This is a genomic window from Companilactobacillus heilongjiangensis (assembly GCF_000831645.3).
In the GTDB taxonomy this organism is placed as follows: Bacteria; Bacillota; Bacilli; order Lactobacillales; family Lactobacillaceae; genus Companilactobacillus; species Companilactobacillus heilongjiangensis.
The window spans coordinates 973743-994504 of sequence record NZ_CP012559.1; the positions used below are offsets into that span (position 1 = coordinate 973743).

Below are 20762 nucleotides of genomic sequence, written 5' to 3' on the forward strand. Positions count from 1 at the left end.
TTAATGAGTAGCAAAGGAAAAGTTATTCAGGTAATCGGTCCAGTTGTCGATGTTGAGTTTTCATTAGATAAAGACTTACCAGAGATCAACGACGCTTTAACAGTTAAGAAAAGCGACGGATCAGAAATTACCCTTGAAGTTGCCCTAGAACTAGGTGATGGCGCCTTGCGTGCTATTTCTATGAGTTCTACCGATGGACTTCAAAGAGGTGACGAAGTTGTTAATACTGAAGGTCCTATCTCTGTGCCAGTTGGTAAAGAGACATTGGGTCGTGTGTTCAACGTTTTAGGTGAATCAATCGATGGAGGAAAGGCATTTCCAGCCGACTTCCCAAGAAATAGTATTCACCGTCAAGCACCTCCTTATGATCAATTAAATACATCAACTGAAATTCTTGAAACAGGTATCAAAGTTATCGATTTACTCGAACCTTACGTTCGTGGTGGTAAAGTTGGTTTGTTCGGTGGTGCCGGTGTTGGTAAAACCGTTCTAATTCAAGAGTTAATCCACAATATTGCTGAAGAGCATGGTGGTATTTCAGTATTTACTGGTGTTGGTGAAAGAACACGTGAAGGTAATGACCTTTATTATGAAATGAAGGAATCTGGTGTTCTTGCTAAAACAGCCATGGTTTATGGTCAAATGAACGAATCACCTGGTGCTCGTATGCGTGTTGCCTTAACAGGTTTGACAATTGCTGAGTACTTCCGTGATGTTGAAGGTCAAGATGTGCTATTGTTCATCGATAATATCTTCAGATTTACACAAGCCGGTTCAGAAGTTTCTGCCTTGCTTGGACGTATGCCATCAGCCGTTGGTTACCAACCAACATTGGCTACAGAAATGGGTCAATTGCAAGAAAGAATCACTTCTACAAAGAAGGGTTCAATCACATCAATTCAAGCCGTTTATGTTCCTGCCGATGATTATACTGATCCAGCTCCAGCTACAACTTTCGCCCATTTGGATGCTACAACCAACTTGGAACGTAAGTTGACACAACAAGGTATTTATCCAGCCGTTGATCCACTAGCTTCATCATCATCTGCTCTTGATCCAGATGTTATTGGTCAAGAACACTATGATGTTGCCACAGAAGTTCAAGAAGTTCTTCAAAGATATCACGAACTCCAAGATATTATTTCTATCTTAGGTATGGACGAATTGTCTGATGAAGAAAAGACTGTTGTTGCCCGTGCAAGACGTATCCAATTCTTCTTGTCACAAAACTTCAGTGTTGCTGAACAATTTACTGGTGTACCAGGTTCTTATGTTCCAGTTGCTGAAACAGTTAAGGACTTCCGTGCTATCTTAGATGGTAAATATGATGACGTTCCTGAAGATGCCTTCAACGGTGTTGGTGGAATCTCAGACGTTCTTGATAAAGCCAAGAAGATGGGCTGGAAACCAGCTGACGAAGATGAAAATACTGAACAAGCTGTTGCCAATTAAGGATAGGAGGAGATAATATGGCTGAAAATATTATGACGGTCAATATTGTTACTCCCGATGGTGTTGTTTACGATCATCATGCAAAACTCGTTGTGTTGAGTACTATTGACGGTGAAATTGGTGTCATGGCTCACCATGAGCCAATTATCGCCCCATTGATCATTGATGAAGTACGTGTCCGTCGTGTGGACAAGCCTCATCATGAAGACTCAATTGCTGTAAATGGCGGGTTCTTGGAGTTTAGCAATGATCTAGTTTCAATCGTCGCAAATAGTGCCGAAAGAGCTAGAGACATTGATTTAAGACGTGCAGAATATGCTAAGCAAAAAGCTGAACAAACAATCAAGGTTGCTGAAGAAAAACACAACGTTGATGACTTGGCTCGTGCTCAGGTATCTCTACGTAAAGCTATAAACAGAATTAACGTAAGTTCACATCGAAATTAATTAATTCAAAAAGAAGACTGAGATTTATTTTCAGCCTTCTTTTTTTTGCTTTTGAAATATGCCGCCGAAGGGCGTGAGATATGCCACCTGCCATGGACCGGTGCGAGCCAAGGTCTCGCACCTCGATTTTGAGCTTTACAAAAACCGCAAATCTCAAAATACGTCTGTGCTGTAAGAGTGGAGGTTCACCACTCTAACACCACTTTCATGGCGGGTAAGCATATCTCACGCCCTTCGGCTAAGTTAACTCTGGAATCTGATAATGTTTAATTATTTAAATTGATATAACTGATATTTGATTAAGCTTGGTCGAACAGTATAAGTGTATTTAACTTTTTGTAATTTACTAGTAATGGAGAAGAAGGTTTTTAATTCTGGTATAATCTCAAGGATATTAAATTAGCTGCAAGTATTAAGATTGGTTTTAGGTTTTGCTTTTAAAGCGCTGAAAGGGACTAGTCGGAGGTTGGCAGAGAAAATCAGGTGCAGTGAAAGTGGCGTTAGAGCTTTAGCTCTTACACCACAGGACGACTTTGGAGACTTGCCGAACTGTGGCAAGGCTTCAAAGCGAGGTTCGAGACCGAATTTTGGCTCGAACCGTTCCTCACAGCAGGCGAATTTTCTCTGCCAACCGGAGACGGCAGCTTTAAGTATTTTTAAAGTTAACAACCCAAAACTTCAAAAAAGTTAAGAAAATGTTATTATTTAGAAAAGTGAGGTTTATAAAATGATAAATATCGGAATTAATGCGATAATAACTCTTATAAGTCATGTTATATTTATCTGGTTAAGTTTTAATCTATTGCAAGTTGTGGATTGGAAAAAGATATATAACAAATCCAATCCTAAAATGTTACAATTACTTGTAGCGTTTATTGCAATCGCTCTTGGTTATACAGTAAGCTCTTTTTTCATGAGTATTTTCAGTCTATCTCAAAATATAGCCTTGCTTTTTAAATGATTCCAGGTTTTTGGAGGAGAATATTGTGCAACAAATAATCGTAAATGGACCTACGCAATTAAAGGGAACAGTCAGAATTGAAGGTGCTAAGAATGCTGCTTTACCAATTTTAGCATCAACTATTCTAGCATCTGAGGGTAAAACCTTATTAACGAATATTCCTCCGTTATCGGATGTAATTACTATGTCTAAAGTTTTGAAAGCTTTGAACGCTGATGTTTCATATGATGAAGCGGATGAAGTACTTACAGTTGATACAAGCAAAGGAACTTCAACTACTGCTCCTGAAGATCTTGTAGATAAAATGCGTGCTTCCATCGTTGTTTTAGGACCACTTTTGGCTCGCAACAAAGAAGCTCACGTTGCCATGCCTGGTGGTTGTGCCATCGGCTCCAGACCAATTGATCTTCATATCAAGGGATTGGAAGCCATGGGTGCTAAATTCAGTCAAAATGGTGGCTTTATTGACGCTGAAACTGAAGGATTGCACGGTGCTAACATTTACTTGGATTTCCCAAGTGTTGGCGCAACTCAAAATATTATGATGGCAGCAACTTTGGCAGATGGTGAAACTGTCATCGATAACGCTGCTAGAGAACCCGAAATTGTTGATCTTGCTAATGTTTTAGGTAAAATGGGTGCCGAAGTAACTGGTGCCGGAACTAATACTGTTCGTATCAATGGTGTTGAAAAACTTCACGGTTGCGAACACTCAATTATGCAAGATCGTATCGAAGCAGGAACTTTCATGGTTGCTGCTGCAGTTACTGGCGGAGATATCTTTATTCAAGATGCCGTAGCTGCTCATAATCGTCCATTACTTTCAAAATTGATTGAAATGGGTGTGAAGATCGATGAAACTGATGAAGGAATTCGTGTCATTGGAACTAATCAATTAAAACCAGTTGATGTAAAAACTTTGCCTCACCCTGGATTCCCAACGGATATGCAGGCTCAAATGACTTTAGCTCAACTATTAAGTGTTGGTACTACAGTTATGACAGAAACAGTTTTCGAAAACCGTTTCATGCATTTCCCAGAATTCGGTAAGATGAAAGCTGATTATAAGATCGAAGGTAATTCAGTTATTATGTTTGGTCCAGCTCAACTAAGTGGTGCTAATGTTGCTGCTACTGACTTACGTGCTGCTGCAGCACTTGTTCTAGCAGGATTAGTTGCTGAAGGCGAGACTCGTGTTTCAAACCTTCAATATTTGGATCGTGGATATTATCATTTCACTGAAAAGTTAAGAAATTTAGGTGCTAAAATTAGACGTGTTTCAGTTGATGAAGCTGGCCGTGAAACTTTAGTGTTAAATACAGTATCGAGTGCAATAAAATTGGCTTAATATTAGCTTGAGAAAGTGGAATTCCCACTTTCTTTTTTTATTGGCAATTTAATGATTAAGCTGGTTATGATATACTTTTTGTGTTTAAGTCTTGGAGGATATAGTATGTCGAAATATCTAGGAATTGATTTGGGTACAGCAAATGTACTTATTGATGTCAAAGGAGAGGGAATCGTCTTGAACGAACCTTCTGTTGTGGCAATTAATACAAATAATAATGATGTAGTCGCTGTTGGTAAGGATGCTTATTTGATGGTTGGTAGAACGCCAGCTAATATCAAAGCTATCCGTCCCTTAAAAGATGGGGTTATTGCTGACTTTGATATTACAGAAAAAATGTTGCAATACTTTATTGAAAAATTGGATGTCGGTGGTCGTTTCTCAAAACCAACAATCATGATTTGTGCACCAACTAACGTAACTCCAGTTGAGCAAAAATCAATTATCGAAGCTGCTGAACAAGCCGGTGGTGGTAAAGTATATCTTCAATTAGAGCCAAAGGTTGCGGCCGTAGGTGCTGGTTTAGATATCTTTAAGCCACAAGGTAACATGGTGATCGATATTGGTGGTGGTACTAGTGATATTGCTGTCATTTCAATGGGTGATATTGTAACAAGTCAATCATTGCGTTTTGCGGGTGATAAGATGACTGGAGCCATCCAAGCATATATCAAGCAACATCACAATTTGATCATCGGTGAAAGAACTGCTGAACAAATCAAGATGGAAATTGGTTGTGTTATGGATGCCGATGAAAGTAAAACATTCTCTGCAAGTGGTATTGATATTGTCACTGGATTGCCAAAAGAAATCACAACAAATGAAGTTGAGATTCAAGAGGCCTTGTCAGATGGCATAGAACAGATTGTCAACGCCGCTAAAAGCGTTTTGGAGCAAACACCACCAGAACTATCAGGTGATATCATTGACCGTGGTATCATGCTTACAGGTGGTGGAGCCCTATTGAAGAATTTGGACAAGCTATTGTCTGAAAAACTTCAAGTTCCCGTTCTACTAACTGACAGTCCCTTAGATTCAGTTGCTTTGGGTACTGGTGTGTTATTGGAAAATATTGAAAAACATAAAAAATACTAGGATGAAAAATGAAGAGAGACTTTGGTAAAGAATATCGTCGCGATATTTTTAGGAAAATAGGTTGGGTACTATTGTTAATGCTAATCTTTTTAGTTCTGGGTATGTTGATTGGTTCAGCCTTGGGTGGATCTAATCCACTTGCTGTTTTGTGGCCTGGGACTTGGATGCATATGTTCGACTTTTTAAGGTAGTATCATGCTTAAGAAGATTTTAATTGGAATCGTTCGATTCTATCAGAAATTTATTTCTCCAGTATTACCACCGAGTTGTCGATATTACCCAACATGTTCGACCTATTTTATAGATGCAGTTAAAATGCACGGTGGAATTTTGGGTACCATTATGGGGATTGCACGTATTATACGCTGTAATCCCTTTGTCCGTGGTGGAGTAGATCCAGTGCCAGATAATTTCACTATTTTTAGAAATCCTCATCCAGAAAAGTATGAAGACGAAATTATCGCAAAAAAATTTCATAACAAATAAAGGAAAGATTCAATGTCTAGTAGAAAAAGAGCAGTTGAAATTAATTTAAAAGATATCAGTAGTGATCCTGAAACATATGAGCTTTGGGATGGCAAAAAATATATCGGAACTATCAAAAAAGATGGCGAACGTTATCTTTCATTCGTTGAAAGTAACGAAACACCATTTAAATCAGTAAAATTGGACGACGCAATTAACGAATTGCTAATGCAATATAATTTACATAATCATTAGCAGGTGTAAAACATGCAAATAAGAGAAAATAATCGAAAAAATGATGTGGATTCGAGAATCGATTATGGAATTATTTTTTCTGTAATGATGTTGGCAATTATAGGCTTAATGTCTATTTATGTTGCGACAATTCAAGATTCTCAGAATCCTTTAAAAAATGTTGTTTCGCAAGTCGCTTGGTATGTTATTGGTGCGGCGATAATCGCTGTTATTATGCAGTTTGACGCGGAACAACTCTGGCAGGTGGCTAATTATGCCTACTTTGCTGGTATAGCGTTACTGATGCTGGTGCTGATCTTTTACAGTCGTTCTTATGCGGCAAGTACTGGTGCTAAGAGTTGGTTTGCCATTGGTTCGTTTACCTTTCAGCCATCTGAAGTGATGAAACCGGCGTTTATATTAATGCTGGGTAAAGTCATTACGAATCACAACAGCCAACACCAAGTTCATAAGATAAGTTCAGACTTCTTATTGCTTGGGAAGTTGTTTTTGTGGACATTGCCAGTTATGGTGCTATTGAAGTTGCAAAATGACTTCGGTACTATTTTGGTTTTCGTCGCCATTCTTGGTGGGATGATCTTAGTCTCGGGAATTGACTGGCGAATCCTTTTAACTGGTTTTCTAATCGTTGCCGTTATTGGTGGAACGGCTTTGCTATTTGCTACAACTGACTGGGGTCGACAGGTGCTTGGTCACTTCGGCTTTAGAGCTTATCAGTTCTCCCGTATTGATAGTTGGCTCAATCCATCTGCTGATACTTCGGAAAACGGGTATCAAATATGGCAGAATATGAAGGCCATTGGTTCTGGACAATTATTTGGTAAAGGCTTCAATGTCTCAAATGTTTATGTTCCAGTTCGTGAATCCGATATGATTTTTTCAGTTATCGGTGAAAACTTTGGTTTCATTGGTTCTTGTGTATTAATTTTGTTGTATTTCTTATTAATCTATCAAATGATTCAAGTAACTTTTGATACTAAGAATGAATTTTATGCCTATGTATCAACTGGTGTTATCATGATGATCTTGTTCCACGTGTTCGAAAATATCGGTATGAGTGTTGGATTATTGCCATTGACTGGTATTCCGTTACCGTTTATTTCACAAGGTGGTTCAGCCCTATTGGGTAACATGATCGGTATTGGCTTAGTTATGTCAATGAGATTCCACCACAAGAGTTACATGTTTGAAAATGGTACGTTTAAGCAAAGGTAGGAATTGGTTATGACTGATGAAAATTATTACTGGATTAAGAAGGGCCAACATACAACTCGTATAGGCCTAACAAAAGAGGGTCAAGACGCTTTAGGCAATGTCAAATATGTCGAATTACCTGATGTAGATTCTGATATTAAAAAAGGCGAATCAAGTGGCGAGATTGAAGCTCAAAAGGCTGTGGTTGAGCTAGAATCACCTGTTACCGGTAAAATCGTCAAGGTTAACGATAAATTAAATGATAATCCTGAATTATTAAATGGTACCGAAAAAGACGCATGGTTCTTTGAAGTAAATAATTAAATTTTTAAAATTTATCTTTTTATCGCTGCTTATTTCTTGCAACATTTTTTAATAACTGTTTAAATTATCCTTGGAATTAATAAATGAATGGGGATAGTTTAGAATGAAAATATTAGGTGAAAAAATTCGCCATTACAGAAAACTCAGAGGTATTTCTCAATCTGAGTTAGCTGATGGCATTTGTACACAGGCAACTGTCAGCCTGATTGAAAAAAAGGACAAGATTCCAAGTATGGAAATATTGGTTCGCATTTGTGAAAGACTGGGTATCACAATGAACCTCGTAATCGTCAATGACGATAGTCAGATTTATTCAATCATCAGTGACATTAAGAAGTCATTCTATCAAGATGATTTTGATGGTATTAGCGACAAACTGGGTAAGCTTAAGAACATCAACGTCAATAATAAACAAGAAATCAAATTGATACACTTCTTCAACGGTCTGATCGAATATGTCACAAGCAAGAATTATGACAAAGCCATTTTCGATTTCAACCGCGCTATGAACGTTAACATCGCTAACGTTGATATGTACGATATTCTGATCGATGTCTTTACCGCAAAGGCCTACATCAATAAAAAGTCAGTCGATGAAGCTAGAGTTTACTACAATCAAGCTAAAGACTTGATTAAATCTAGTCTTGATAAGATTGGCGACGAAAATTATCACGATAGCATTTTGATTTATGCTAACATGGCCGATCTTTCATTGAAATTGGATGACAATCAAAAGGCTATGGAATATGCTAACGAAGGTATCTTCATTGCTAGAAAAGAACAAACATTGTTCAAACTCGATGAAATGTACTGTTACTTAGCAGACGCAGGTACTCGTGAAGGTCAAAAGACTGACGAGGACTACATCAAAGCCTACGTCATTTCAAGTATCAGTGAGAACAAACCAGTTTTTGAAAAACTAAAAGCTAAAGTGAAAGATATGCATTTGAATATCTTTTAATAAAAAAAACAATTTATTAATTTCCGTTCCAAAAAAGAGGACCGATTCTTTCGAATCAGTCCTCTTTTTTTATACCATTTATTTTTATGTATCGTCTATTTCTTAGGTTTCTTGATTGTCTTGTTATCAAGATCTGTTCTAACGACTAAAACATCGCAAGCAGCAGTTCTAGTAACGTATTCAGTAACTGAACCAATCAATAATCTTTCCATAGCATTCAAACCAGTAGCACCAATCATAATAAGATCAACGCCTAATTTCTTAGGGAAGTCTGTGGCAATGATTGCTTTAGGTGCACCATATTCGATGCTGTAATCAATATCTTCAAGTCCAGCATCTTTAGCTGTCTTAACGTAACTCTTAACAGTTTCTTTAGCTTTTTCAGTGATTTGTTCGACCATGGTTGAATCAAAGCTAGAAACGTTTTGGAAAGCTCTAGTATCAATAACGTGAACTAAGTGAATAGCAGCCTTGTTTCTCTTGGCTACTTCAACAGCTTTCTTGAAAGCTAACTCAGCTTCAAATGAACCATCAATTGGTACGAGAATGTTTTTATATTGTTGTAACATAAGTATCACCCCGTTAATGTAATGTAACTGCTTTATATCCTTATTTTAGTTGATTTGGCCTAATAAATACAGTCATCGGCTAACATTTAGCGGATATTTGCTAAATAAATTGAAAAGGCCGCTGCAATTAAACTTCCTAATAGGAGCGTAATGAAGTTGGCCTCCTTGCTACCGATAAGGGCAATGACGATTCCCATGATTGCCACAAAGACCAATAATCCGGCCGTAAATCGCATGACATTTTTCAACGTTAGATTTTCATCTGGCGAGTAGATTAAGAATTTTCCACTGCTGTGACTCCAAAGAATATAGGCTAAAGCTAATAAAAAAATAATAAAGAAGATCATCAAAATTTTAATTATCATAATTATTCTGACTCCGTTTTGAATTCATTTTCCATTCGTGTATTTGTTGCATTCGTAGATTTAAGGCTTGTTCATATTTACCAGTGTTGTTCGGTTGATAATACTTTTTATTAACTAAATTGTTAGGTAAGTATTGTTGATCCACCCAGGCGTTGGGATAATCATGTGGAAATTTATAACCGACACCATGGCCGAGTTTCTTGGCGCCAGAGTAGTGAGCATCCTTGAGGTCATCAGGGATGGAATTGGCTTTACCATTTCTAACGTCTTCTAAGGCACCGTCAATGGCAACCATACCAGAGTTAGATTTGGGACATAGACAGAGGTCGATTACAGCATCTGCTAAAGGAATACGGGCTTCTGGTAAACCAACCATTTGTGCTACTTGTGCTGCCTGAACAGCTCGAGCACAGGCTTGTGGATTAGCTAAGCCGACATCTTCATAGGCACAAACCATCAATCGTCTGATTGCTGAGGTTAAATCGCCAGCTTCAAGTAGTCGTGCTAAGTAGAGCAGAGCAGCATTGGGGTCACTACCTCGAATCGATTTTTGGAAAGCCGACATGACATCGTAATGACTGTCACCATCTTTATCTGAGGAGATAGCCTTCTTTTGAACTGACTCTTCGATTGACTGTAAATCAATGTGAACTGAGTTATCTTTGGATTCGGTCGAAAGAACTGATAATTCTAGACCATTGAGAATACTTCGTAGGTCGCCATTAGTTGAACTGACTAATAAATCTAAAGCATTTTCATCCAATTTGACGTTGTACTTGCCTAAACCGTTCTGATCGTCATTTAAAGCACGCTTGACGGCTTTTTTAAGGTCATCGCTATCGAGAGGCTTCAATTCAAAGATTTGGACTCTAGAGCGTATAGCAGGACTAATATTGATATAGGGATTTTCGGTTGTGGCTCCGATTAAAATAATTGAGCCACTTTCAAGCAATGGTAAGAGAAAATCCTGTTTAGTTTTGTCGAGACGATGAATTTCATCCAACATCAAGACGACCGTACCACTCATTTTTGCTTCAGCAGCGACGACTTGTAAGTCCTTTTTACTGTCAGTGGCTGCATTTAACATTCTAAAGGCATATTTAGTACTACCGGCGATAGCACTAGCAATACTAGTTTTACCGATCCCAGGAGGACCGTAAAGTATCATTGAAGATAACATCTTAGCTTCAACCATACGACGAATAATTTTATGGGGACCAACGAGGTGCTGTTGACCGACAACTTCGTCGATATTAGTTGGACGCATTCGATATGCTAATGGTTTTTGCATAGCTCCTCCTATATAATTGATATGTATATTTTACAACAAAGGATTGAGAACATGTTTGATAAAAATGATTTTAAAGTTTTTGAGGATATGACTTTGCCTGGTCGTTTAGGGTTGATCAGAGCCAATCTAGATCCAAAATTCGAGGAAATTGGTGCCGAACTGATACGACGTCTGGAAGCAGAATATCAGCAGCAGTTCTTTATGAAAATTGCTAAGCACCAACGTCGAACTCGAAATCCACCACCCGATACTTGGTTAGCCATTAATCAAGATAAACGTGGGTATAAAAAGTCACCGCATTTGGAATTAGGCTTGTGGCCTGATCGATACTTTATCACATTCAGTCTCTTAGCGGACATTAAAGGACGTCCGGGATATTATCCAATTTTGAAAGAATATCAGGATACTATCATAACAGAGGGCTGGGGCGTGTCAAATGACCATACTTCCAGTGAAATGCGTCCAGCAAGTGACTTGGATAAGGTGATTGCCCGTTATGAAAAAGTTAAATCAAGTGATTTAGTGATTGGTTATGAGTTAAAAGCTGATGATCCAGTCGTTGTGAAAGGCGAGTATGATCAACTATTGATTGATAAGTTTATGCAGTTGAGTAAATTGATGGTTATTTTTAACGAGGAATTCGATAGGTAAATTGAAGGATGCCGTTTCCAGAGTTGAGAGTATTCATCTAGTTTATTTTTTTAATTACGTAACGTACTGTGATGATGGTTGATAGGCTATTACAAATATTTTAATTATTTGAATAGTATTTTTAGTTATTTGACAATACGACGATTTCGTTCGAAACCTTGAAAGAAAAATGAAATTAGCTATTTATTTTCTGTAAAAAGTTATTATAATGAAAGTAAATATAGGGTTAGTTAAAGGGATGATCAAGATGAAATGGTATAAATCAATTGAGTTTTGGATCGGAATAATAATTATGTTGGCGTTTTTCCAACTGTTCTTCGTACCAACGTATGACATTATGTGGTGGAGCGGATTAGTTTCTACCATTGTCGGAATGGTTTTAATATTGAACGTAATTGGAAAGTTAAAAATTTAAGTATTTAAATATTTATAGACAGGAGAATTTATTCTTCTGTCTTTTTTTTCTTTTAAGGATGCCGCCTCCGGTTGTGTGGAATTGAACCTGCTGCGGGACCAGCTCGAGCCGAAGAGCGGTCTCGACCCTCGATTTTGAGCTTTGCATAAACCGCAAATCTCAAAATTCGTCCTGTGGAGTAAGAACGGAAAATCACCGTCCTAACTCCACTTTCGCTGCGGGTTCATTCCACACAACCGGAGGCTAGTTGGTTAATATTTATTTTTCATCTTATTAATATTGCAGATTATTATCTTTTTTTCGTAATTTTAATAAGAAATCAAGAAATCAAATACCAAGAAATCAAATACTACATAAATATAATTGAGTGATATATAAGAAGTATTGATATTAAGTTAAATTAGTCGGAAAAGCTGAGAGTATTCATCCGCAGCGAAAGTGGCGTTATGGCTTTAGCCATTACACCACCGGACGTGTTGGAGCCTTACCGAACTTTGGTAAGGCTTCAACCGAGGACCGAGACCGCACTTTGGCTCGGGCCGTGCCGCGGTGCGCCTGGCATGGGCGTTAACTTAGAGGTGAAAGTCCTCTGTGAACCGTAGTAGTCGGAATCACTAGCTTAGGACAAGGGTGTCCATCGTGAGGTGGAATCTGAAGGAAGTCCAAGGCAAAGTACCGAGCTGATGTACAAGAAGTGGCTATAAGGCTGGATTTGCAGGATAAGGGTGCCGCGGAATTCAAATCCGATCACTACTGCAAGGGCAAATCAAGTAGAGCCAACAGCTACATGGTACGAAAGTTAACGTTCTTACCCAGGGAGGTCTGTATCGAATGTCTGGCAAGGACTCGAAATGAGTCCTACAGACAAATTAGGCCGTGATGTCTAACTGAACGATGCAGAAGTCAGCAGAGGTCATAGTAGTCGCTTTGCGACGAAGGACTGAACATTAATAATTCTTTTCGATATTGGAGGTGGAAGCGATGCGACAATCGCAGAAAATAGAATGTAAATTCGACCATTTTAATGCTCACATATGTGAACAAATGATGGTACGTAGCGCCGCTTCTGGCGAAAATACGAATAAGAATGGCATTTCATTTAAGCAACTAGTTTTAGATGAAAATAATCTCAATAGAGCCTATAAGCGAGTCAAGGAAAACAAGGGTGGAGCTGGCATAGATGGAATGACTGTCTATGACTTGTTCGACTATATTCGTAAGAACAAGGAAGCACTACTTAAGTCCTTAAGTGATTCAACTTATAAACCTAGCCCCGTCAAAAGGGTAGAAATACCTAAGCCAAATGGGACTATGCGTAAGCTTGGTATACCAACAGTCTTCGACCGTGTGGTACAACAAGCAGTGGCGCAGGTTATGAGCCCTATCTTTGAGAAAATCTTCTCTAACAACAGCTTTGGATTTAGACCAAATCGAAGTGCCCATGACGCAGTAAAACAGGTTGTGAGTTTTTACAAGCAAGGCTATCACGTTGTGATAGACCTTGACCTAAAGTCTTACTTCGACACGGTGAACCATGATTTACTTATCAAGTTCATCAAGCAATATACTGATGATGAATGGTTGTTAAATCTAATTCGTAAGTTCCTAACCAGTGGCGTAATGGATGGAAAACTATTTCAAGAAATGGAAAAAGGTACGCCTCAAGGCGGTAACCTTTCTCCACTCTTGGCCAACATATATTTAAATGAGCTGGACAAGTTATTGACCACCCGTGGTCATAAATTCGTCCGCTACGCTGATGACTGTAATATTTATGTCAAAAGTAAACGAGCAGGAAGAAGAGTCCTGAATAGTATTTCAAGGTTCCTAGAAAGTGGTTTAAAGCTAACTTTAAACCAAGAAAAGACCAAAATTACAGTGCCAACAAAGTCAAAGTTTTTAGGATTCTCTTTAGGCTTTACCAACAAGGGCGTATGTTTACGCCCGAGCTATCAAGCCGAAAAGAGGGTCAAGCAATCGCTAAGAAAACTCACAAAGAGGAATCGAGGTCGAAAGCTTGAAGTTATCCTGAAAGAAATAAGACAAAAGATGGTTGGATGGCTCAATTACTATGGAATTGGTGCGATGAAGGATTTTATCAGAAAACTTGATTCTTGGTTGCGAGCACGTATTAGACAATATATTTGGAAGTCATGGAAAAGACCCAAAGCAAAGTATAGGAAGTTGGTTAAATTAGGCGTGACACGGCGTCAAGCGTTTATCTGTGCAAACTCCAGTAAAGGATACTGGCGAACAGCGCACAGCAGTGTGGTGCAACACGCCCTAAGCAAGAAAAAGCTAGAATCTTTTGGCCTAATAGACATGACCAAAAGACTCCAGTCTTTGCAAAATGCTTAAATTAATGAACCGCCGTATACGGAACCGTACGTACGGTGGTGTGAGAGGTCGGTATCGTGAGATACCTCCTACTCGATCAGCAGATGAATACTCTCAGCTTTGGAGACGGCAGTTTTCAAGAAAAAGAACAAAAAAAATACACCCACAATAAGTGAATGTATTTTCTGGCAAATATTATAGAATTTGGTTGTAGTATTCAACAATCAATGATTCGTCAATATTTGGTTCTAGTTCGTCACGTTCTGGGTTACGTACTAGAGAACCTGTCAATGTGTTGTCATCGAATGTAACGAAACCAGGACGACCAACAACGTTTTCAAGGTTGTCTTTAACGATAGCCAAGTCTTTTGACTTTTCACGAAGGCTGATCTTTTGACCAACTTTAACTTCGTATGAAGGGATATCAACACGTTTGCCATCAACAGTGATGTGACCGTGGTTTACAAGTTGACGAGCTTGTGGACGTGAGCTTGCAAGACCTAAACGATAAACCATGTTATCCAATCTTGTTTCAAGAAGGATCATCAAGTTAATACCGTGAATTCCTTCCATCTTACCGGCACGGTTAAATAGGTTACGGAATTGACGTTCGTTAACATCATACATGAAACGCAACTTTTGCTTTTCAGTTAATTGTTGACCGTATTCAGAAATCTTACGACGACCACCGTTTGGACCATGTTGTCCTGGGGCGTAGTTTCTACGAGCGATTTCCTTACCAGTACCTGAAAGTGAGATACCTAAACGACGTGATAATTTCCAACGTGGGCCTGTATATCTTGACATAAATAAATTCCTCCAAAATGTTTGTCTGGAGTAAAATAATTAACTAGAGCTTAGCATTCGTGCAGTTATCGTTACACTTTTCACCTTGTGCAGCCACAGGTTACTAGTTGAACTAAATCGTCGATAACTGTTGACGTTCTTGCCGCTCTTTGCTGCATATTTTACACGAAGGCTAGTATACCGTGATAAAAGACAGATGTCAAAGTTATTTTTGGGTTTTGGGGGGGCCGCCGGAGGTGGACACGAATATAGTCTGCGGTGTGACCGGCGTGAGCCAAGGTCTCCCGCCTCGATTTTGAGCTTTGCATAAACCGCAAATCTCAAAATACGTCAGTGGTGTAAGAACAGAAAATCGCTGTTCTAACGCCACTTGCACTGCGGACTATATTCGTGTCCACCTCCGGCTAATGTATTTGTTGGCTGATATTTGGTTGACACCTATGCTGTTTGGTTTGGTGATATAAGTGTCAAGAACTGGGGAACAAAGCTGCCTGATTTTTCAGTTATAAATACAATATTTATGCAATTAACTACTATTAATTAAAGCTCGTGGAATCAATTCATCTATATTATAAGATTAATATGCTGAATACTGACTAATGAGACTGTGGACTCGAATATTTATTCAAAATAACAGATAAACCAGTCGGAAGAGCTGAGAAGTATTCACCAGCAGTGGAAGTGGCGTTAGAGCTTTAGCTCTTACACCACCGGTCGAGTTTGGAGACTTTCCGGTCTGTGAAAAGGCTTCAAACCGAGGTTCGAGACCGCACTTCGGCTCGGACCGTACCGCACAGCAGACGAAATACTTCTCAGCTCTGGAGACGACATATTTAAGTAATAGTTTAAAACTTTATTATGAAAAGTGGATAGCACTAATAATGGGAGTAATATTTGATATAATTTCTTAAAGATAAGACTGAATCGTCATTAGGGGTGTAAATGTGTTTGTAATTATTATTGGAATAATCTTAATCATTCTGTTCTTCCTATGGTACATGTGGTTTCTACAAAAACTTAATGCTTCCACACTTAATAAGTACAAAGAACGAACAGACGAGTTAAAAAAGGCTCAGTTGGATGACAAAATAGAAAAATTGGAAAAGATGAAGCTAGCTGGTGCTAGTGATGACCGCTTCAATCAGTTGAAAGTGGAATATCACAAGCAGACTGACGACATTTTTTCTGATATCTTAAAACAGATCCGTGCGGCTGAATATAAAAATACTGAATTTAAAGTATTCGGTTCAGCTAATGATCTGAAAAAATTAAATAATGAAATGAATGACTTTGAGGGTAAAATTGGTGAGGTTTCACAAGGCTTTGATGAACTTTTAGCCAGTAACGAATTGAACGCTACTCATAGTGAAGAGTTACAACGCCAATATCAAACTTTGCGCAAACAAGTTTTGACACAGTCATTCAGTTATGGTCCGGCCACAGATAAGCTTGAGGATGAGCTATCTGAAATTGCCAACTTATTAGATAAGGAAAAGCAATTGACACAAAAGGGTGACCATATTGAGGCCAGTCAATGTTTGGATGATGTCAAAATCAAGTTGGGGTTGATTACTGACCAATTGAAGATCATTGAACCACTATTCCATGACTTAAATGAAGTATTTCCTGGTCAAGTTGATGAAATTAAGTTTGTTTATCAAAAGTTGGAACAACAACATTTCAAGTTTAATGACGATATTGTCCAATCAATTTCTGACGTTCAACATGAAATCGATGAGTCGAATACTAAATTGGGTGAGTTAAACTTCGATGCCGTCAATACTAATAATGAAGATATCAAGCAACGAATCGATGATTTGTATGAGACTTTGACATTGGAAATTGATGGTAAACGTGATGTCTTGAAGGAACAAAAGCCTGTTTTGGACTATTTGAATCATGCTGTTTTCCAACACAATCACTTGGATAAACGAATTCAAAAACTTCAAGAAAGCTATATCTTAACTGACAAGACACTGGATACTTTCCAAGATAATTACAATACCTTGAATGACATTCGTCGTGAATACGATGCTGATGTGCAAAGTATCGCTGACAAACAAGTTATCTTTTCCCAAGTTAGAGCTGATTTCAAAGAGATTGTTAAGCAACTTGATGAAATTGAAACTAACGAGAAGACTATCAATGACGATTTGAACCAAATGCTTTCAAGTGAGCAGATTGCCCGTAACAGTGTTGACGAATATGCTAAGCGCTTGGAAATTCAAAAGAAGATGATGGAACAGTTACGTTTAAACGGACTGCCTGACGACTATTTGGATTACTTCTACATGGTTTATGATGAAATTAACAAGTTGTACGATGAGCTCGATGCTGATCAGATTAATATGGAAGATATCAGCAAGCAAGTTATCGTAACCCAAGAGGATTTGGAAAACTTAGTTGAGAAGACTAAGAAGTTGAAATATAACGTTCAATTAGCTGAGAAGTTGTTGCAATACGCTAACCGTTACGACAATAAGAATCCTGAGTTTACTGATCAATTGACGCGTGCCCGTTCGATGTTTGACGATGATTACGACTACAATGAAGCAGTTGACGTCATTTCTAAAGCACTTGAAGATGTCGAAGCTGGTTCAGTGGCTCGGATTAAAGAGACAATAAATTCATAATTTTTCAAAAGTGTGTTAAGTTATAATAGATAAAATTTTAGGCCGTTAAGGCCTTTTTATTTTGGTGAGGCAAAAATGATATATTTTGATAATAGTGCAACAACGAAAGTTAATGATTCAGTTCTTCAAACTTATAACGCTGCTAGTCAGGAATACTTCGGTAATCCTTCTAGTTTGCACAAGTTGGGATTGAAAGCATACGAATTACTAGAAACATCACGTAAGCAAATTGCAAACCTAATGGGTTTCAAACAAGATGAGGTTGTCTTTACCAGTGGTGGTACAGAGGGAAACAATTGGATCATCAAGGGGACTGCGTTCAAGAAACGTGAATTTGGTAAACACATCATCACTACTTCAATTGAGCATCCTTCAATTATGAATACGATGCACCAGCTTGAAGAATTAGGCTTTGATGTAACTTATTTACCAGTTGATAAATCAGGTCACGTCAGTGCTCAAGATGTCAAAGATTCTATCAGAGACGATACAATTCTAGTTTCAACTATGGCGGTTAACAATGAAATTGGTGCCATTCAACCAATTCACGAAATTGCCCAAGTTTTGAAGAACTATCCAAGTATCAGTTACCATGTCGATGCCGTCCAAGCTATCGGTAAGAATTTACAATCGAAGATTATTGATCCTCGAGTTGACTTCTATACTTTCTCAGGTCACAAGTTCCATGCACCACGTGGAATTGGCTTTATTTATATGAAAGAAGGTAAGCAACTCGAACCTTTGATGGCCGGTGGTGGTCAAGAGTCCAATCTTCGTAGTGGGACTGAAAATACACCTGCAATTGCTGGTATGGCTAAGGCTATCCGTTTGTTGAAAGACAATGAAGCGGGCAAGGCAGCTAAGATGGAACAATTGAAGGAACAACTTGTCAATCACTTAAAAGGCATGGATAACGTTCACGTCTTTTCACAAATTGGCGAAGATTTTGCTCCACACATCATCTGTTTTACAATTGATGGCGTTCGTGGTGAAACAGTTGTCCACACATTTGAGGACCGCGATATTTATATCTCGACAACAAGTGCTTGTTCTTCAAAGAAGGGTCTTGAATCAGGGACTCTTAAAGCAATGAATATCCAAGAAAACGTGGCTACTAGTGCCGTTCGTGTCAGTTTGGATGAAAACAATACTGCAGCAGAAATGAATGAATTTATTAAGAATTTGGATGAGATCCACGATCATTTCCAAATTTTGAATTAGGAGAATTTGATGGAATATACTGAAATTATGGTTCGTTACGGCGAACTATCAACTAAAGGAAAAAACAGAAAGAGTTTTATCGACCGTTTGCATGGTAACGTGGCAAAGGTTTTGAAAGACTTTCCTGACCTTAGAATGCAACCACATCGTGACCGTCTACACATCAACCTTAATGGTACTGATGCTAAGCCCGTTATGGATCGACTAAAGAATGTCTTTGGTATCCAAACTTTTTCATTGAGTGTTAAAGTTTCCCGTGATTTTGAAGATGTTAAGAAAAAAGCTATCGAAATGATGCATGAAGCTTATAAGCCCGGCATGAGTTTCAAAGTTGGAACTAAGCGTTCTGACCACGAATATCCACTTGATACTAACCAAATCAACTTACAATTAGGGGACGCCATTTGTGATGAATTCCCTGGTATCGATGTTGAAATGAAGAAGCCTGATATTAAAATTTCAGTCGAAGTTCGTCAAGATGGAATTTACTTGTCATACTTAACTGTTAAAGGTGCTGGTGGGTTGCCTGTTGGTACAGCTGGAAAGGCTATGTTGATGCTTTCTGGTGGTATCGATTCACCCGTTGCTGGTTATTTAGCAATGAAGCGTGGTGTTGATATCGAAATGGTTCACTTCTTCAGTCCTCCATACACATCAGAGCAAGCTTTGAACAAAGCTAAGGAATTGACTTCTAAATTGACTGCCTTTGGTGGTCACATCAACTTTATCGAAGTTCCTTTTGCTGAAATTCAAGAAACTATCAAATCAAGTGTTCCAGAAGGTTACTTGATGACTATCCAACGTCGTTTCATGTTGAGATTGACTGACTTGATTCGTGAAAAACGTCATGGTCTAGCTATTTTTAACGGTGAGGCTGTTGGTCAAGTTGCTTCACAAACCTTGGAGAGTATGGCCGCAATCAATGATGTTACAACTACACCAATCTTGCGTCCGGTAGCTACAATGGATAAGACAGAAATTATTCGTTTAGCTGAAAATATCGATACATTCAATTTGTCTATTCAACCATTTGAAGATTGTTGTACAGTCTTTGCTCCACCTTCACCAAAGACACGTCCAAATATCGAGAAGACTCGTAAGTTTGAGAGTTCTCTTGATATTGACGGTTTGATCGAACGTTCAATGGCTGGAATTAAGATTACAACTATTCAACCAGGCGACAAATTCATGGAAAGTGATCAAGAAAACATCAACAGTTTGCTATAAAATTAATTGACGTTTCTTGGTTTATGATTTATCATCAAAATATCAGCTATGAGCAGGAGTGTTTTTCAGCTAGATTTCAGAGAAGGCATGTTGTTGAGAATTGCCGAATCGAACTGGGAAACTGTTACCTGTGAGCTATCAATTAAATGATCGGGCCACCGTTATCTGTTGAGTGAAGAGCCATTTATGGTTCTTAATTTAGGTGGTACCGCGAGACTTCGTCCTATTGAGGATGGGGTCTTTTTTTTGTTCTTTGGCTTTTTTTGAAGGATGCCGCCAGAGGTTGACCGTATATGGAGCCGCTATGAGGACCGGGTCGAGCCAAGGTCTCGCCCCTCGGTTTGAAGCCTTGCAAAATCGGCAAGTCTCCAAACTCGCCCTGTGGTGTAAGTGCTAAAGCACTAACGCCACCTCCACAGCTGTCTCCATATACGGTCAACCTCTGGCTCGAGTATTAGTTATAAATGATTTTTATCCTAATAGGACGAAGTCTCGCGGTTTTTGGGGATGTCATGATATTAATATTATTTAGTAATTGATATTAAGACATCTGTCCGTTCATTTAATGATTGGTTCAAGATATTTATATATTTATCAAATAAAAGAAACATTAGTATCCGGGTGCGCAACTTGAAACCCGCAGTGGCAGTGGTGTTAGGCTGGTGGTTTTACAGTCTTACAGCACAAGGACGTCTTTTGGAATTCGAGTGGTTTTCTCGAAGTTCAAAAGCGAGGCGCGAGACCG

General features: G+C 38.6%; 22 protein-coding genes. 17 read left to right on the forward strand and 5 right to left on the reverse strand.

Annotated elements, in window-relative coordinates; all coding sequences use genetic code 11:
- Window positions 1-3: 3 nt before the first annotated feature.
- Both atpD and JP39_RS04465 read left to right on the forward strand, forming a co-directional pair.
- Window positions 4-1452 carry a F0F1 ATP synthase subunit beta gene (atpD, locus tag JP39_RS04460; RefSeq protein WP_041500861.1) on the forward strand — a complete coding sequence of 483 codons (1449 nt, stop codon included), beginning with the start codon at window positions 4-6 and terminating at the stop codon, window positions 1450-1452.
- Window positions 1453-1469: 17 nt separating this feature from the next.
- Window positions 1470-1898: a F0F1 ATP synthase subunit epsilon gene (locus tag JP39_RS04465; protein ID WP_041500863.1), complete on the forward strand. Its 429-nt coding sequence runs from the start codon at window positions 1470-1472 to the stop codon at window positions 1896-1898.
- Between the two features lie 399 nt (window positions 1899-2297).
- Here JP39_RS04465 and JP39_RS12665 read toward each other — a convergent pair whose 3' ends face one another.
- Window positions 2298-2567 carry a hypothetical protein gene (locus JP39_RS12665; protein ID WP_169751870.1) on the reverse strand — a complete coding sequence of 90 codons (270 nt, stop codon included), beginning with the start codon at window positions 2565-2567 and terminating at the stop codon, window positions 2298-2300.
- 58 nt (window positions 2568-2625) lie between these two features.
- Here JP39_RS12665 and JP39_RS04470 point away from each other — a divergent pair, with 58 nt between their 5' ends.
- From JP39_RS04470 to JP39_RS04510, 9 genes are all read left to right on the forward strand, one after another.
- A complete protein-coding gene (locus JP39_RS04470) occupies window positions 2626-2859 on the forward strand; it encodes a DUF1146 family protein (RefSeq protein ID WP_041500867.1) in 234 nt (77 codons plus the stop codon).
- 25 nt (window positions 2860-2884) lie between these two features.
- On the forward strand, window positions 2885-4207 hold the full coding sequence (murA, locus tag JP39_RS04475; protein ID WP_041500869.1) for a UDP-N-acetylglucosamine 1-carboxyvinyltransferase: 1323 nt from the start codon (window positions 2885-2887) through the stop codon (window positions 4205-4207).
- Window positions 4208-4312: 105 nt separating this feature from the next.
- Window positions 4313-5302 (forward strand): rod shape-determining protein, encoded by a 990-nt coding sequence (gene mreB / locus JP39_RS04480; protein WP_041500871.1) that lies wholly within the window; start codon window positions 4313-4315, stop codon window positions 5300-5302.
- A gap of 8 nt (window positions 5303-5310) precedes the next feature.
- On the forward strand, window positions 5311-5493 hold the full coding sequence (locus tag JP39_RS04485) for a DNA-directed RNA polymerase subunit beta (protein ID WP_041500872.1): 183 nt from the start codon (window positions 5311-5313) through the stop codon (window positions 5491-5493).
- 4 nt (window positions 5494-5497) lie between these two features.
- The gene (gene yidD / locus JP39_RS04490) at window positions 5498-5788 is read left to right on the forward strand and encodes a membrane protein insertion efficiency factor YidD (protein ID WP_041500874.1); all 291 of its coding nucleotides are present in this window, start codon (window positions 5498-5500) and stop codon (window positions 5786-5788) included.
- Between the two features lie 12 nt (window positions 5789-5800).
- Window positions 5801-6022 carry a DUF2969 family protein gene (locus tag JP39_RS04495; RefSeq protein WP_041500876.1) on the forward strand — a complete coding sequence of 74 codons (222 nt, stop codon included), beginning with the start codon at window positions 5801-5803 and terminating at the stop codon, window positions 6020-6022.
- A gap of 12 nt (window positions 6023-6034) precedes the next feature.
- Window positions 6035-7237, forward strand: a complete 1203-nt coding sequence (locus tag JP39_RS04500; protein WP_041500878.1) for an FtsW/RodA/SpoVE family cell cycle protein — start codon at window positions 6035-6037, stop codon at window positions 7235-7237.
- A gap of 9 nt (window positions 7238-7246) precedes the next feature.
- The gene (locus JP39_RS04505) at window positions 7247-7540 is read left to right on the forward strand and encodes a glycine cleavage system H family protein (RefSeq protein ID WP_041500880.1); all 294 of its coding nucleotides are present in this window, start codon (window positions 7247-7249) and stop codon (window positions 7538-7540) included.
- A 103-nt stretch (window positions 7541-7643) separates the two neighbouring features.
- The gene (locus tag JP39_RS04510) at window positions 7644-8501 is read left to right on the forward strand and encodes a helix-turn-helix transcriptional regulator (RefSeq protein ID WP_041500881.1); all 858 of its coding nucleotides are present in this window, start codon (window positions 7644-7646) and stop codon (window positions 8499-8501) included.
- A gap of 95 nt (window positions 8502-8596) precedes the next feature.
- On the opposite strand, the gene JP39_RS04515 is transcribed toward JP39_RS04510, so the two are convergent.
- From JP39_RS04515 to JP39_RS04525, 3 genes are all read right to left on the reverse strand, one after another.
- Entirely contained in the window at window positions 8597-9070 is a 474-nt protein-coding gene (locus JP39_RS04515; protein WP_041500883.1) for a universal stress protein, read from the reverse strand.
- Between the two features lie 86 nt (window positions 9071-9156).
- The gene (locus JP39_RS04520) at window positions 9157-9435 is read right to left on the reverse strand and encodes a hypothetical protein (RefSeq protein WP_041500885.1); all 279 of its coding nucleotides are present in this window, start codon (window positions 9433-9435) and stop codon (window positions 9157-9159) included.
- On the reverse strand, window positions 9425-10726 hold the full coding sequence (locus tag JP39_RS04525) for a replication-associated recombination protein A (RefSeq protein ID WP_041500887.1): 1302 nt from the start codon (window positions 10724-10726) through the stop codon (window positions 9425-9427). Before JP39_RS04525 ends, JP39_RS04520 begins: the two co-directional genes overlap by 11 nt.
- A 21-nt stretch (window positions 10727-10747) precedes the next feature.
- On the opposite strand from JP39_RS04525, the gene JP39_RS04530 reads away from it, so the two are divergent.
- The 3 genes from JP39_RS04530 (at window position 10748) to ltrA (ending at window position 14150) form a co-directional block, all read left to right on the forward strand.
- Entirely contained in the window at window positions 10748-11377 is a 630-nt protein-coding gene (locus tag JP39_RS04530; RefSeq protein WP_245626353.1) for a DUF1054 family protein, read from the forward strand.
- A gap of 208 nt (window positions 11378-11585) precedes the next feature.
- Window positions 11586-11792 (forward strand): hypothetical protein, encoded by a 207-nt coding sequence (locus tag JP39_RS04535; RefSeq protein ID WP_041500891.1) that lies wholly within the window; start codon window positions 11586-11588, stop codon window positions 11790-11792.
- Between the two features lie 981 nt (window positions 11793-12773).
- Window positions 12774-14150, forward strand: a complete 1377-nt coding sequence (gene ltrA / locus JP39_RS04540; protein ID WP_048698678.1) for a group II intron reverse transcriptase/maturase — start codon at window positions 12774-12776, stop codon at window positions 14148-14150.
- Between the two features lie 174 nt (window positions 14151-14324).
- Here ltrA and rpsD read toward each other — a convergent pair whose 3' ends face one another.
- Window positions 14325-14936, reverse strand: coding sequence for a 30S ribosomal protein S4 (gene rpsD, locus JP39_RS04545; RefSeq protein ID WP_041499503.1), 612 nt, complete (start codon window positions 14934-14936; stop codon window positions 14325-14327).
- Between the two features lie 944 nt (window positions 14937-15880).
- On the opposite strand from rpsD, the gene JP39_RS04550 reads away from it, so the two are divergent.
- From JP39_RS04550 to thiI, 3 genes are all read left to right on the forward strand, one after another.
- Window positions 15881-17569 carry a septation ring formation regulator EzrA gene (locus JP39_RS04550; protein ID WP_041499502.1) on the forward strand — a complete coding sequence of 563 codons (1689 nt, stop codon included), beginning with the start codon at window positions 15881-15883 and terminating at the stop codon, window positions 17567-17569.
- A 75-nt stretch (window positions 17570-17644) separates the two neighbouring features.
- Window positions 17645-18790, forward strand: a complete 1146-nt coding sequence (locus JP39_RS04555) for a cysteine desulfurase family protein (protein WP_041499500.1) — start codon at window positions 17645-17647, stop codon at window positions 18788-18790.
- Between the two features lie 9 nt (window positions 18791-18799).
- Complete coding sequence (gene thiI, locus JP39_RS04560; protein WP_041499499.1) at window positions 18800-20017, forward strand: tRNA uracil 4-sulfurtransferase ThiI; 1218 nt, start codon at window positions 18800-18802, stop codon at window positions 20015-20017.
- Window positions 20018-20762: the final 745 nt, after the last annotated feature.